Below are 13,587 nucleotides of genomic sequence, written 5' to 3' on the forward strand. Positions count from 1 at the left end.
AACCACCACAAGCACCTACGACTTACTCGGCCGCCTCACCGACCGAACCGACGACAGCCGCCAATCCATCGCCAACACCCACGACCTCACGGGGCACCACCACACTGGCCTGCCCCATCGGACAGACTGTCACCCGCGCCTACGACACGGCCAGGCGGCTCACCACCGTCTGCCGACAACTGGCCCCACCTGACAAAACACCAGGACTTCGCGCTGTATGACCAGTGTCATGTCCGTAGGAGACGAGACTAAGGCGACCCTGAATAGATAGCCGGTCCGAATTAGGTCACACTCATGTTGTGTTAATAGCTGATCACCGCCTATCCGACGGTGCGGACGGGCCCAACCCCGGACCGCACGGTCTTGAGGCCCGCACCCGGGACCGGGTCCGGCAGACGATCGCCGAGGGCGGCCCGCTGACCGCCGCCGCCCTCGCCTCGCGCCTGGGGCTGACGCCCGCCGCGGTCCGCCGTCACCTCGACCTGCTCGCCGGACAAGGCGCCATCGAGGAACGCGAGCCCGCCACCGCCACTGCTGGCGGGTCCGGGCGCGGTCGTGGCCGGCCCGCCCGCGCATACATTCTCTCCGAGGCCGGTCACGCCGGGATGGACAGTGACTACGCCGACGTGGCCACCTCGGCGCTGCGCTTTCTTGCAGAACACGCGGGTGTGGATGCCGTCGGCGAGTTCGCCCGCGAACGCAGCGCAGAGCTCGAAGCGCGGTATGCCGCACAGCTCGCCACGGCGGGCGAGGACGTCACTGCCCGCGCGCAGGCGCTGGCGGCGGCACTGAGCGCCGACGGTTTCGCCGCTTCCATCCGACCCGTCGGAGCGGGCACGCCCCTGGCCGGTGTGCAGCTGCGCCAAGGGCATTGTCCGGTTCAGCACGTCGCAGCCCAGTTCCCGGCGTTCTGTGACGCCGAGAGCGACGCGTTCTCGCGACTGCTCGGGGTTTACGTCCAACGTCGGGCCACGCTTGCCCATGGTGGGCACGCCTGCACGACGTTCATCCCCATGGGTGCCGTTCCCATAAAGGCACTCTCAGGAACGACCACCTCTGATGAAAGGTCCTTTCCATGAGCACCATGGAAGAGCTCAACCCGGGCCCGAAGGGGACCATCATGTCCGATATCGCCTTGGGCAGGGCATTCACCACGCAGGAGTCGGCCGCCATCCGTGGCGACTTCCGGATCCTGTCGCGCTCCGTGCGTGGCGGGAAACCGTTGGTTTATCTCGATTCCGGGGCGACATCGCACAAACCGCGTCAGGTGCTCGATGCCGAGCGCGCGTTCTACGAGCAGCACAACTCCGCGGTTCACCGCGGTGCCCACCAGCTGGCCGAGGAAGCCACCGACGCCTTTGAGTCCGCGCGGGAGACGATTGCCCGTTTCATCGGCGCGCAGACCCAGGAGGTGGTGTTCACCAAGAACGCCACCGAAGCCCTGAACCTCGTGGCTTATGCCTTCAGCAATGCGGCCGCGGCCGGGGCCATGGACGGCGTCGACGCGGATGTTGCGGCGCGGTTCGCGCTCGGCAAGGGAGACGAGATCGTCATCACCGAGATGGAGCATCACGCCAATCTCGTTCCGTGGCAGGAACTCGCCCGGCGCAGCGGCGCCACCCTGCGCTGGATCGGTGTCACCGACAATGGCCGCCTTGACCTGGGCAACCTGGAAACGATCATCACCGACCGCACCAAGGTGGTCGCATTCACTCATGTGTCCAACGTTCTGGGCACGATCAATCCCGTTGCTGCCATTGTGGATCGGGCCCGGGCGGTCGGCGCGCTGACCGTCCTAGACGCCTGCCAGTCAGTGCCCCACCTGGCCGTTGACGTGGTCAATCTCGGCGTCGACTTCCTGGCTTTCAGCGGTCACAAGATGTTCGGCCCAATGGGAGTCGGCGTCCTGTGGGGCCGCTATGACCTCCTGAAAGCCATGCCGCCGTTCCTCACCGGGGGCTCGATGATCGAGACCGTCAGCATGGAGGGCTCGACCTACGCCGCTCCGCCGCAGCGCTTCGAGGCGGGTGTCCCGGTGGCGGCCCAGGCCGTGGGCCTGGCCGCGGCCTGCGACTACCTCACCAGCCTGGGCATGCCGCGGGTAACGGCCCACGAACACGCCCTCACCGGGGCCCTGCTCGCCGGTCTCGCGAAACGTCCCTGGGTCCGTGTCATCGGACCGGCCGACGGCCAGGACCGTTCCGGCGCGGTCGCCTTCGTGGTCGACGGTGTCCACCCCCATGACGTCGGCCAGATCCTCGACGATGCCGGGGTCGCCGTCCGGGTCGGTCACCATTGCGCCTGGCCGCTGCATCAGCGGATGAACGCGACGGCGACGACGCGGGCCAGCTTCGCGGCATACAACACTGTTGCTGAGGTCCACGCGCTGCTGAGCGCTCTGGACCAGGTACCCGCGGTATTCGGGGTGACGCTCTGATGGGGCCCTGTCAGCAGATCATCCTGGAGGACCCGAAGCGGGGGCAGCATGCGGGCCTGCGTGGTCCGTTCAACGCCCAGGCACAGCGCATCAACCCGGCCGGCGGCGACGAGGTCACCGTGCGGATCCGGCCCCGCGGCGGGTGGCGGTCGGCGAAATTTGGAGTACAGCCTCCAGCCCAGCCGCCTGATCGGGCCGCAGCTCCAAGGAGCGGTCGGTTAATCAACGTCACGCAAGAGACAGCCCCCCACCGACCCGGGGCTCACGCCCGCACGGAAGGCTCGGCGGCCTTCGCCCCCGCCGCGGCCGCCCGGGACGGTCGGGCACCGACCGTACGAGAAGGAGCCACACCGTGACGTACGTTATCGCGCAGCCGTGCGTGGATATCAAGGACAAGGCATGTATCGAAGAATGCCCGGTCGACTGCATCTACGAAGGTGAGCGTTCGCTCTACATTCACCCCGACGAGTGCGTGGACTGCGGTGCCTGCGAACCGGTCTGCCCGGTCGAAGCCATCTACTACGAGGATGACACCCCGGAGGAGTGGGCGGAGTATTACAAGGCGAATGTCGAGTTCTTCGATGAGCTGGGCTCACCCGGCGGGGCCGCCAAGATCGGCAACACGCACAGGGACCACCCGCTCGTGGCCGCCCTGCCCCCGCAGGGGCACTGATCGACACGCTGCCCGACATCGCCCTACATCAACTGACATGGAGACGAAGATGAGTGCACCCACAACCACGACCGGTATCTCTGATGAGGTCCGTGAACTGGCGAACCAGGAATACCAGTACGGCTTCGTCACCGATCTCGAAACGGACGTCGCCCCCAGGGGGCTCAACGAGGACATCATCAGGCTGATCTCGACCAAGAAGAACGAGCCGGATTGGCTCCTCGAATGGCGGCTGAAGGCGTATCGGCACTGGGCAACGCTCACGGCTCCCACCTGGCAGCACGTCTCCTACGGGCCGGTCGACTACCAGGACATCATTTACTACGCCGATCCCAGACCGAAGAAGCAAGTGGCGAGCATGGACGAAGTCGATCCGGAGCTGCGGGAGATGTTCGACAAACTCGGGATCTCTCTTGGCGAGCAGGAGCGTCTCAGCGGCGTGGCGGTCGACGCGATCGTCGATTCGGTGTCGGTTGCGACGACGTTCAAAGAGAAGCTGGCCGAGGTCGGTGTCATCTTCTGCTCCTTCTCCGAGGCTGTCCAGAACCACCCGGACCTGGTGCGCCGTTACCTCGGCTCGGTGGTCCCGTACAAGGACAACTTCTTCGCCTGCCTGAACGCGGCGGTGTTCACCGACGGCTCGTTCTGCTACATCCCCAAGGGCGTGCACTGCCCGATGGAGCTGTCCACCTACTTCCGCATCAACGCCGCGGATACCGGTCAGTTCGAGCGCACCCTGATCATCGCCGAGGAGGGTGCGTATGTGAGCTACCTCGAGGGCTGCACCGCGCCGGTGCGCGACAAGAACCAGATGCACGCCGCGGTGGTCGAACTCGTGGCCCTCGATGACGCTCAGATCAAGTACTCGACCGTGCAGAACTGGTATCCGGGTGACGCGGATGGAAACGGTGGTGTCTACAACTTCGTTACCAAGCGGGGTTTGGCCGCCGGCCGGAACTCGAAGATTTCCTGGACTCAGGTCGAGACCGGCTCGGCGATCACCTGGAAGTATCCGGGCGTCATCCTGAAGGGTGACAACTCGGTCGGAGAGTTCTACTCGGTTGCGCTGACCGCCCGGCATCAGCAGGCGGATACCGGCAGCAAGATGGTGCACATCGGTAAGAACACCAGGAGCACCATCATCTCGAAGGCGATTTCGGCCGGCCACGGCCAGAACACCTACCGGGGGCTGGTAGGGATCCGTCATTCGGCTGCGGGTGCCCGGAACTTCACCCAGTGCGATTCGCTGCTGATCGGCAAGGACTGCGGCGCGCACACCTTCCCCTACGTCGAGGTGAAGAACCCGACCGGGCAGGTTGAACACGAGGCCTCCACCTCCAAGATCGGCGAGGAACAACTCCTGTACTGCCGGCAGCGGGGCATTCCGGAAGAGGAGGCGGTGTCGATGATCGTGAACGGCTTCTGCCGCGAGGTATTCAAGATGCTGCCGATGGAGTTCGCCGTCGAGGCGCAAAAACTGTTAACCGTGAGCCTGGAAGGAAGCGTGGGATGATGCTGAAGATCGAGGAACTGCATGCAAGTATCGAGGACAACGAGATCTTGCGGGGGGTGAATCTTGAGCTGAACGCGGGTGAGGTACACGCGATCATGGGGCCGAACGGGTCGGGTAAGAGCACGCTGGCCAGTGTGCTGATCGGCCGCGAGGGCTATGACGTCTCCGGCAGTGTCCGCTACGAGGGCCAGGACCTGCTCGCCCTCTCGCCCGAGGACCGCGCTGCGGCGGGTGTGTTTCTGGCCTTCCAGCATCCGGTCGAGATCCCGGGCGTCGGGAACATGTACTTCATGCGCACGGCCCTGAACTCCCTGCGCCGCCAGCGCGGGCAAGACGAGCTGGATTCAGTAGACTTTCTAGCGCTGGCCCAAGAGCGGATGAAGCTCGTCGAGATGGACCAGACCTTCATGAGCCGGTCGGTCAACGAGGGATTCTCGGGCGGCGAGAAGAAGCGCAACGAGATCCTGCAGATGGCGATCCTCGAGCCCAAACTTGCGATCCTGGACGAGACCGACTCGGGCCTTGACATCGACGCCCTCCGGGTCGTCGCGAACGGCGTGAACGCCCTGCGCAGTGAGGGCCGCGCCATGCTGGTCATCACCCACCACCAGCGGCTGCTGGACTACATCGTCCCGGACCGCGTCCATGTGATGGCCGCAGGCCGAATCGTGCGCTCCGGGGACAAGGACCTTGCCCTCGAGCTCGAAGAGCACGGCTATACGGGCCTGAGGCAGCAACACAACCCGGGGCGTCCGGCGCTGTCCGGGGCGACCCAGTGACCACGGCGACGGCTGTCGGGGGAGTGCTTTCCAGCCTCGAACCCCGGCGCGAGGGCCGCGATCCCGTCTGGCTCGCCGAGGCGCGGCTGGCCGCCTTCGGGTGGGTGGGTGAGCACGGCTTCCCGACCCGCAAGGACGAGGACTGGAAGTACACCGGGCTGGACCCGATCTTGGCCGTGCCTTTCGAGGCCGCCACCCCGGGGTCGGGCCGCCGGGTATCCGCAGACATGATCAACGCAGCAGCGGTCGATCTCGGCGGGCCCCGGTTGGTCTTCGTCAACGGACACTTCGCTGCCGAGTTCTCGCGGTTGACCGGGCTACCACCCGGAGTCGAGGTGACGAACCTCGCCGCGGTGTTGGCCGCGGGACCCGAGCGCCTCGAACCGTTCTTCTCGCATGCGCCGGGAGAGCATCACGCGTTCGCCGCGTTCAACGACGTCCTCGCCGAGGACGGGGCCTTCGTCCACCTCACACCCGGCACATGCGTGGACGAACCGATCCAGCTCGTGTTCTTCTCTGACACCGGCGAGTTCCCGCTGATGTCCAGCCCGCGGTCGGTGATCCTGGCCGGGCCCGGCAGCCGCGCGACGATCGTCGAGACCTATGCCGGCATCGACGGTGACGTGTATTGCACCAATGCCGTCACCGAGGCCGTTCTCGCCGACGGCGCCCGGATCGAGCACTACAAGGTCCAGGACGAGCCGGTGAGCGCATTCCATCTGGCGCTGCTGGACGTCCGGCAAGGACGCAACAGCCGCTTCTCCTCGCGCTCGGTCATGCTCGGCTCCAGCATCGCCCGCCACGAGGTGCGGGTGCTTCTTGAAGATGTGGGGGCCGAGGTCAGCCTCGATGGCGTCTACCTGCCGCAGGGTGATCAACTACACGACAACACGATCTTCGTGGATCACGCCGCGACCAACTGCACCAGTCACCAGCTGTACAAGGGCGTGCTGGACGGACGCGGGCACGGGGTGTTCAACGGGTACATCATGGTTCGTCCGGGAGCGGACGGAACCGATGCGAACCAGAAGAACAAGAACTTGATTCTCTCCGACCGCGCCGAGGTCGACACCCGACCGCGACTGGAGATCTACACCGACGATGTGAAGTGCACGCACGGTGCCGCGGTCGGCCAACTGGACGAGGACGCGTTGCTCTACCTGCGTGCGCGCGGAATACCGCTGGAGGCAGCCCGCGGTCTGCTCATCTACGCGTTCGTGCACGAGATGGTGGACCGGATCGGGTTGGAGCCGCTCCGGGCGCAGCTGGAGGCGCTGGTAGCCGGCCGATTCGGGAAGGGCGACCGTCCGGTCGAGCCATGAGCGGGGTAGCACAGGGTGCACTCCGGGGCGGGCCAAGGGGTGCTGCGGTGAGTGATGACATCACGAGCCTCTACCAGGAAGTGATCATCGATCATGCCCGCAGGCCACGAAACTTCCGTGAGCTCGAGGGCGCGACCCGGACGGTCGAGGCCGTCAACCCGCTGTGTGGTGACCAGCTGACGCTCTACCTCCAACTCGCCGACGGTACCATCGCCGACACTTCCTTCGAGGGCAACGGATGCGCCATCTCCCAAGCCTCCGCCTCGCTGATGACCATGGCGGTGAAGGGTCTGCGGCAAGAGGCGGCCCTCGCTCTGTTCACGCGCGTCCACACCATGCTCACCACCGAATCCGAGGGCGATGCGCCGCCAGCCGGGGTCGGCAAGCTGGCAGTGCTTTCGGGCGTTTGGGAATACCCGACGCGGGTCAAATGCGCCACCTTGGCCTGGCAGGCGTTGCGCAGCGCCCTCGGAGACGCCAGCCGCCGGGACGGGACGGAGTAAACAACCATGGACTCAGGCCGATACATGACAATCGAACTCGGGCAGGACTGCCAGGCGACGGTGATTCCGGGCGGGCAGCCGATGCTGCTCCAGCGCGGCGAGCACGTCATCGTGACGCAGACCCTGGGCGGCAGCGTCACCGTCCAAACCGAAATGGGGTACCTCGTCCGGATCAGTGCCGAGGACTCCGCCGCGCTCGGACTGGCCGGCCCTGGCGCAGAAGCAACGTTCGAGGACGGGGGGCCGTTCGAACTGGATCAGGTGATCGCGCAGCTCAAGAACGTCTTCGACCCGGAAATCCCCATCAATGTCGTGGATCTGGGGCTGATCTACGTCTGCCAAGCGGAGCCACTCGCCGATGGCACCCACCGGGTCGAGATCAAGATGTCCATGACCGCTCCGGGCTGCGGCATGGGCGACGTGCTCAAAGAAGACGCCCGCGCCGCGGTCCAATCGGTCCCCGGCGTCAGTGACGTCGACATCGAGCTTGTCTGGGACCCACCCTGGGGCCAGGACCGGATGTCGGATGCCGCCCGGCTCCAACTCGGAATGTTCTGACCGGGCCAGGCCCGACCATGACAGGACGACCGCCGGTCCAGCCTTACCTCACGGGCGAGCATGGGTGATGCTGTGATGGACAACGGTGCGCTCGAACCCAGGCCCCACTATTTCCGTGACCTGTCGGATGTCCCGGTTGAGCTGGAACCGCCGACCGGTACGGTCACTGATACCCGGAACCGTCAACTGCGGGACCTGCGTATTTCGGTCACCGATCGGTGCAACTTCCGGTGCGTTTATTGCATGCCGAAGGAGATCTTCGGCAAGGACTTCACGTTCATGGAGCGTGCCGAGCTGCTGACCTTCGAGGAGATGACCCGGCTCGCCAGGATCGCCGTGGCACACGGAGTCGAGAAGATCCGCCTCACCGGCGGCGAACCGCTGCTGCGCAAGGGGCTTGAGGAGCTGGTGGGTATGCTCGCCGCGTTGAAGACGCCGGACGGCCGTGATATCGACATTGCGCTGACCACCAACGGATCGGCGCTGGCAGTCAAGGCACAGTCGCTGAAAGACGCCGGTCTGAAGCGGGTGACCGTCTCGCTGGACTCGTTGGACGACGCGACCTTCAAGGCCATGAACGACGTGAACTTCCCGGTTGCGAAGGTCTTGCACGGCATCGACGTGGCCCATGAGGTCGGCCTCGGCCCGATCAAGATCAACATGGTGATGAAGCGCGGTCAGAATGATCAGGACATAGTATCGATGGCGCGCCACTTCAAGGGTTCGCCATACATTCTGCGTTTCATCGAGTTCATGGATGTCGGGACCAGCAACGGCTGGAAGATGGGAGAGGTGGTGCCATCGGCCGAGGTCATCAGCCGCATCAACGCCGAGCTGCCGCTGGAGGAGATCGCTCCGAACTACAACGGCGAGACCTCCGCCAGATGGCGTTACCGGGATGGGAGCGGCGAGATCGGTGTGATCTCGAGTGTCACCCAGTCGTTCTGCCATTCCTGCACGCGGGTGCGGGTCTCGACGGAAGGCAAGCTGTTCACATGCCTGTTTGCGACGGACGGCCATGACCTGAGTGCCCTCATGCGCAGCGGATGCTCGGACGAACAGCTCTCGACCGTCATGGCACACATTTGGCGTGAGCGCACGGATCGCTATTCGGAGTTGCGCAGTGCGAAGACCAGGGAGCTTCGCGCGACCGGCAAGACGAAGATCGAGATGTCCTACATTGGCGGGTAGGCGCAGCTGAGCCGCTGCAGTTCGTCCGCCGGCACGAGGGGTTTGCGTACCACGATCGAAACGGCGGCGATTGATCCTTGGTACTTGTGGAAGGTCCGCCACATTCCGGTGACCCGCTTGCGGACCTCCGCACCGCGCCGGTCATTCCACCCGATCCTGAACACCGTCCCCACTTCCCGCCCGCCAGCTCCGGCATGGTGCAGGTCAGTTAAGGTTTAATCAATGATTCTTTCGACAGCCCACACCCCATCCACCGTCCGGCAGCTGGTACTGACCGACGCCCAAACCGCAGCCGACCTGCGCGCCTTCGTTGCGCGCGCCCGCTCAGCCGACGACGGCGCGATCCGGCTCCAGTCCGCAGGCACGACCCTTGCGGCCTACGTCTGCCTGTTGCGGCCCCGTCAGCTGGGCGAACAGACGCCTATGGTACTGGGCCTGCGGACCATGAAGCTCGCCGAATCCGCGGATGCGGACGTCACCGTATCCCTGGCCGCAGTGTCTGACCGCCTCGCGCGGATGGGGGACGACGGCATCGAACTGCCGCTGCCGCCTGTCAATGTCACAGAGTCCTGGGCCGGCATCAGCCCGCCGCGCTCCGGGTGGACCCCCGTCACGGAAGTGCCGACCGACCTGCTGATCAGGACGGCGAAAGACGGCGTGCGTGAGGTGGCCGGGATTCTGCCCGTGAACCCGGGCGCACTGATCGTTAACAATGCCCGCGGGGCCGTATGGGGCCGGCCGATTCCGGACTCTGCCAAAGAGATTCCCGCCGGTGCGGCATTCGCAGGTTACGCCGTCGGCTTCTGGGTACCCGGCGAAAGCGCCGCAGTGTACGAGGCCGCACGCTGGCTGCGGATTAGCACCGGCCACGGACACATTCTGGTGCGCCCGCCGGCCGGTCTGATCTAGCCCGGGAGGATGCACGGGTCCAGCGGGCCCGATCACGGGAAATCTGTTACGCGCTGTTGACCATGGAGCGGGCGGCACGGTCCGGATAGTCCCACAGGGTCGCCTCATACCGGGGAGAAAGATCCAGCGAGTCGACAGCGGTCCACATTGCCGTCAGGCTGGGCGGATTCTGTTGCTTCTGGGAATCGTCCATCAATGGCGCATCAAATACCGCGCCCTCCCATGGAGGGATAGCCGCTGCCGAAGAAGGTGTTGGTGAAGCGGAAGAAGATGCTGGCGGCGACTGCGAGCGAGAGCAGCACGGCGAGCCAGAGTTCTTTAACCCGCTCACTTTAGAAGATCATCAGGCAAAGCGATGCGTTTGCGCATATCGACCGGGGTAAACATGTTGGGAAACAAAGCCCGCCCGACTCAAGGCCTTAGCGCTACGTTTCCGCGTAATGGTCCCGACCCCCGCATTCCTTGGTCCCCGGAATAGAGCGGCAGTAAGAGCCGGGGCCCTCCCCCGCAGAGAGGACATCCTGGTTGCGTGACACCCGGCTCCACTGCGTCGTCCATGGCCCTGCTTTAGCGCTCGAATCCTCCGTCCCGCGAGTAACTTGGCGCGGTTCCGGACGATGCTTGCTGCTGCGGGTGAGTGGGTGTCGGGTGGGTGTTTTTGGGGGCTGACGGGAAGCTGGCGGCTTGCAGTCTGCGCAGCCGTGCAATGGCCGGGTCCACGTCCGCCTCCGACGTCGAAGCCCCAGCTTCCGGTGCTGGTTTGGGTGGATCGATGGATGCCTTTAGTTTCTCGTCCAGTTCCGCGCACTTCGCTCGGGCGGTGATGAGTTTGCCTTCGTATTTGAACGGTTTCCCGGCCTGGCTCTCGACGTCGGAGAGCACAGCCTGTTTTTCGGCGATGGTCTGGCGCAGCTGGGCCTCATATTCGGGAAGCCCGGATACTTTGTTCTCCAGCCGGGTTATGATGCCGGCGCTTCCTTCCAGCAGCTCCATGCGGGTGAAGACAAGCGGTGGTGCCGGCACGTCCTTGAGGGTGATGGCGAGGTCCTGGTAGGAGCCGAGCCGGGAATCGTCGGCCGCGTTGCGGACCTGCAGCTCGTGGCCGCCGAGGATGGCCACGGTGCCGTAGTCCTGTTTTTGGCGGTAGTAGTTTCCGTATTCCGGTGTGTGGGTACGGACCCATTCAGAGATGGCGGCCACGGCCTCCGGGCGTTTGGTGTAGCTCATACCCTCGATGCTGGCGGTGAAGGTCTCCCCTGCTGTCGGGGTGATGCGCGGCAGTGCCGCCTCCAATGCGGGCAGCTTGCTTTCGGCTTTGTGGATGCTGGTTTCGGCGGCGGCCTTGGTCCAGGAGAGGGTGCTTTGTCCCTTGTCGTGGGCGCGTTTGAGGCGTTCGAGTTTGGTCCGGGCGCCGTCGGCCTCGATCTTCTCCATCACCAGCGGGTTACCGCTGGTTGCTGCCTTGATCTGGGCAGCGTTGAGGGCCAGGTCTCCGACGTCCTCGATCTCACGGATATCGAGGCGTCCGCGGAGGACTTGCTGGATCATGGTGGCCTTGCGTTGAATCCCGTCCCAGGCGGCGCTGTCGTAACTGCCGACGGTGGCGTACTGGAAGTTGTGGACTTCGGCGTTGGCGTTGCCTTGGCGGATGATGCGTCCGTCGCGCTGGGTCAGGTCAGCGGGCCGCCAGGGGCAGGTGACGTGGTGGATCGCTTTGGCCCGGAGCTGGACGTTCGTGCCGGTTCCCATCATGGCAGTGGAGCCGATCAGCACGGCTACCTCCCCGGTGCGGCATTGGGCGAAGAGCTGGGCTTTCTGCTCGGGCTTGGGTGAGTCCTGGATGAACCGGATCTGGTCCGCCTGGATGCCGCCGGCCACGAGATGGTCCTTGATCTGCTGGTAGGCGATCCAGACAGGTACGCCGTCGGGCCCGGTGTTCTTGGAGGGCGTGCTGAGGTCACAGAAGATGATCTGCAGCGCACCCTTATTCGCCGAGGGGACGCCGGAGCGGAAGCTGGTTTCGTATTCGTTGTCCCGGTTCTCTTCCCAGACCTTCAGAGTCTTAGCGGCAACCTGGTCCAGCTTCGTCCCGGATTCGGGTTCGATGCCGACCATGCGCGCGCAGGTCCAGCGCGGCTTTGCGGCCGTCGTTGTAGACGCTCAGGGCGTTATCCGCACCCTTTTCCGCCCAGCCGGAGAGAGAGTCCAGCCGGTCCGCGAGGCCCTTCATGTACTCGGCCAGTTCTGGCGGCTGCGGGATCAGCAGTTGTCCATGGCGCGGAGGATCTTGCCGTCCAGGTCTGGCGGGTTGATCGCGGCGAGGTTCTCGGCAACGGTCTTGCCCGTGACTGTGAGGCAGTCCCCGTGCAGGAGGCCGGCGTCGAGCAGTGCCTTCATGATGACCGGAACGCCGCCGATCTTGTCGACGTCCGTCATGACGTAGCGGCCGAACGGCTTCAAGTCGCCCAGGTGCGGGATCTTGTCCCCGATGCGGTTGAAGTCCTCGAGCGTCAGCTCCACTTCGGCTTCGCGGGCGATGGCTAGGAGGTGGAGCACGGCGTTGGTGGAACCGCCGAAGGCCATGGTCACGGCGATGGCATTTTCGAACGCCTTCTTGGTCATGATGTTGCGGGCCGTGAGGCCGAGGCGGAGCAGGTTCACCACCGCTTCGCCGGACTTGCGCGCAAACACGTCACGGCGGCGGTCTGCCGAAGGCGGAGCGGCAGAGCCCGGCAGGGACATGCCCAGGGCCTCGCCGATGCAGGCCATGGTGTTGGCGGTGTACATGCCGCCGCAGGCGCCTTCGCCCGGGCAGATGGCCTTTTCGATGCGGTCCAGATCCCCGAGACTCATCTTGCCCGCGGCACAGGCGCCCACGGCCTCGAACACGTCGATCAGGGTGACCTCCTTCTCGGAGCCATCCTCAAGCTTGACCCGGCCGGGCATGATCGAGCCGGCATAGAGGAAGACGCTGGCGAGGTCCAGCCGTGCCGCCGCCATCAGCATGCCGGGCAGGGACTTATCGCAGCCCGCCAGCAGGACGGAACCGTCGATCCGCTCGGCTTGCATCACCGTTTCCACTGAGTCGGCGATCACTTCGCGGGATACGAGGGAGAAGTGCATGCCTTCGTGGCCCATCGAGATGCCGTCGGAGACGGAGATGGTGCCGAACTGCATGGGGAACCCGCCGCCGGCGTGGACGCCTTCCCTGACGCCCTGGGCCAGCCGGTTCAGGGAGAGGTTGCAGGGAGTGATTTCGTTCCAGGAGCTCGCGACGCCGATCTGGGGCTTGACGAAGTCATCGTCCCCCATGCCGACCGCACGGAACATTCCGCGGGCGGACGCCGCGTGGATTCCGTCGGTAACCACCCGGCTGCGGGGCTTGATGTCCACTGGTTGCATATTTTTCCTCCGGTGTTGATTTCAAGCTACGTATCGCTCTGAACGCTATGGGCAACGGGACGCGTCGAGGTTATGGGCAGTGTTAAGGGCTCTTCAAGGTTCCCGGGGAAATAGGTTCGTGTTGTAGCTAGAAGAGGACTCGTGGTCCTGCTGGGATGAGTGTTACTACGCATTCAACCTGAACAGGAACCACGAGCCTTGTTAGCCCAGCGTTTTCATCAGAGCTGGGCTGAAGGGTGTGTTTAAGAGACGAAAAGGTGCTCTGACAAGGGAAAATAGGGGTGTTGAAGCCGTTATTCC

The 13,587-nt window shown here is 64.7% G+C and carries 13 protein-coding genes and 1 pseudogene; 10 read left to right on the forward strand and 4 right to left on the reverse strand.

Annotated elements, in window-relative coordinates:
- Positions 1 to 299 precede the first annotated feature (299 nt).
- The 9 genes from RCH07_RS15595 (at position 300) to moaA (ending at position 8,976) form a co-directional block, all read left to right on the forward strand.
- The gene (locus RCH07_RS15595; protein ID WP_326968398.1) at positions 300 to 1,079 is read left to right on the forward strand and encodes a helix-turn-helix transcriptional regulator; all 780 of its coding nucleotides are present in this window, start codon (positions 300 to 302) and stop codon (positions 1,077 to 1,079) included.
- 41 nt (positions 1,080 to 1,120) lie between these two features.
- The gene (locus tag RCH07_RS15600) at positions 1,121 to 2,437 is read left to right on the forward strand and encodes a SufS family cysteine desulfurase (protein WP_326968410.1); all 1,317 of its coding nucleotides are present in this window, start codon (positions 1,121 to 1,123) and stop codon (positions 2,435 to 2,437) included.
- A gap of 352 nt (positions 2,438 to 2,789) precedes the next feature.
- Positions 2,790 to 3,110, forward strand: coding sequence for a ferredoxin (gene fdxA / locus RCH07_RS15605; RefSeq protein ID WP_326968399.1), 321 nt, complete (start codon positions 2,790 to 2,792; stop codon positions 3,108 to 3,110).
- Between the two features lie 49 nt (positions 3,111 to 3,159).
- On the forward strand, positions 3,160 to 4,623 hold the full coding sequence (gene sufB, locus RCH07_RS15610; protein WP_326968400.1) for a Fe-S cluster assembly protein SufB: 1,464 nt from the start codon (positions 3,160 to 3,162) through the stop codon (positions 4,621 to 4,623).
- Positions 4,620 to 5,402 carry a Fe-S cluster assembly ATPase SufC gene (gene sufC / locus RCH07_RS15615; protein WP_326968401.1) on the forward strand — a complete coding sequence of 261 codons (783 nt, stop codon included), beginning with the start codon at positions 4,620 to 4,622 and terminating at the stop codon, positions 5,400 to 5,402. Before sufB ends, sufC begins: the two co-directional genes overlap by 4 nt.
- Before the next feature lie 23 nt (positions 5,403 to 5,425).
- Positions 5,426 to 6,724: a Fe-S cluster assembly protein SufD gene (sufD, locus tag RCH07_RS15620; protein WP_326968402.1), complete on the forward strand. Its 1,299-nt coding sequence runs from the start codon at positions 5,426 to 5,428 to the stop codon at positions 6,722 to 6,724.
- Between the two features lie 47 nt (positions 6,725 to 6,771).
- On the forward strand, positions 6,772 to 7,227 hold the full coding sequence (sufU, locus tag RCH07_RS15625; protein WP_326968403.1) for a Fe-S cluster assembly sulfur transfer protein SufU: 456 nt from the start codon (positions 6,772 to 6,774) through the stop codon (positions 7,225 to 7,227).
- A 24-nt stretch (positions 7,228 to 7,251) separates the two neighbouring features.
- Positions 7,252 to 7,785, forward strand: a complete 534-nt coding sequence (gene sufT / locus RCH07_RS15630; RefSeq protein ID WP_326968404.1) for a putative Fe-S cluster assembly protein SufT — start codon at positions 7,252 to 7,254, stop codon at positions 7,783 to 7,785.
- Between the two features lie 60 nt (positions 7,786 to 7,845).
- Complete coding sequence (gene moaA, locus RCH07_RS15635; RefSeq protein WP_326968405.1) at positions 7,846 to 8,976, forward strand: GTP 3',8-cyclase MoaA; 1,131 nt, start codon at positions 7,846 to 7,848, stop codon at positions 8,974 to 8,976.
- On the opposite strand, the gene RCH07_RS15640 is transcribed toward moaA, so the two are convergent.
- Positions 8,961 to 9,140: a hypothetical protein gene (locus RCH07_RS15640; protein ID WP_326968406.1), complete on the reverse strand. Its 180-nt coding sequence runs from the start codon at positions 9,138 to 9,140 to the stop codon at positions 8,961 to 8,963. The genes moaA and RCH07_RS15640 overlap by 16 nt on opposite strands.
- A 58-nt stretch (positions 9,141 to 9,198) precedes the next feature.
- Here RCH07_RS15640 and RCH07_RS15645 point away from each other — a divergent pair, with 58 nt between their 5' ends.
- Positions 9,199 to 9,885 carry a hypothetical protein gene (locus tag RCH07_RS15645; RefSeq protein WP_326968407.1) on the forward strand — a complete coding sequence of 229 codons (687 nt, stop codon included), beginning with the start codon at positions 9,199 to 9,201 and terminating at the stop codon, positions 9,883 to 9,885.
- Between the two features lie 46 nt (positions 9,886 to 9,931).
- On the opposite strand, the gene RCH07_RS15650 is transcribed toward RCH07_RS15645, so the two are convergent.
- The 3 genes and pseudogenes from RCH07_RS15650 to RCH07_RS15660 form a co-directional block, all read right to left on the reverse strand.
- A complete protein-coding gene (locus RCH07_RS15650; RefSeq protein ID WP_442784848.1) occupies positions 9,932 to 10,078 on the reverse strand; it encodes a hypothetical protein in 147 nt (48 codons plus the stop codon).
- 374 nt (positions 10,079 to 10,452) lie between these two features.
- A complete protein-coding gene (locus RCH07_RS15655; protein ID WP_326968408.1) occupies positions 10,453 to 12,000 on the reverse strand; it encodes a helicase C-terminal domain-containing protein in 1,548 nt (515 codons plus the stop codon).
- A gap of 150 nt (positions 12,001 to 12,150) precedes the next feature.
- A pseudogene (locus RCH07_RS15660) lies at positions 12,151 to 13,287 on the reverse strand (dihydroxy-acid dehydratase domain-containing protein); the annotation flags it as partial.
- Positions 13,288 to 13,587 lie beyond the last annotated feature (300 nt).

Source organism: Arthrobacter sp. CG_A4 (assembly GCF_035985125.1).
In the GTDB taxonomy this organism is placed as follows: Bacteria; Actinomycetota; Actinomycetes; order Actinomycetales; family Micrococcaceae; genus Arthrobacter.

Excerpts from the sequence above, each read along its gene's own strand:
- RCH07_RS15600 (WP_326968410.1), top strand. The coding sequence starts at position 1,121 with ATGTCCGATATCGCCTTGGGCAGGGCATTCACCACGCAGGAGTCGGCC.
- sufB (WP_326968400.1), top strand. The coding sequence starts at position 3,160 with ATGAGTGCACCCACAACCACGACCGGTATCTCTGATGAGGTCCGTGAA.
- sufC (WP_326968401.1), top strand. The coding sequence starts at position 4,620 with ATGATGCTGAAGATCGAGGAACTGCATGCAAGTATCGAGGACAACGAG.
- sufT (WP_326968404.1), top strand. The coding sequence starts at position 7,252 with ATGACAATCGAACTCGGGCAGGACTGCCAGGCGACGGTGATTCCGGGC.
- moaA (WP_326968405.1), top strand. The coding sequence starts at position 7,846 with ATGGGTGATGCTGTGATGGACAACGGTGCGCTCGAACCCAGGCCCCAC.
- RCH07_RS15645 (WP_326968407.1), top strand. The coding sequence starts at position 9,199 with ATGATTCTTTCGACAGCCCACACCCCATCCACCGTCCGGCAGCTGGTA.
- RCH07_RS15650 (WP_442784848.1), bottom strand. The coding sequence starts at position 10,078 with ATGGACGATTCCCAGAAGCAACAGAATCCGCCCAGCCTGACGGCAATG.
- RCH07_RS15655 (WP_326968408.1), bottom strand. The coding sequence starts at position 12,000 with ATGGTCGGCATCGAACCCGAATCCGGGACGAAGCTGGACCAGGTTGCC.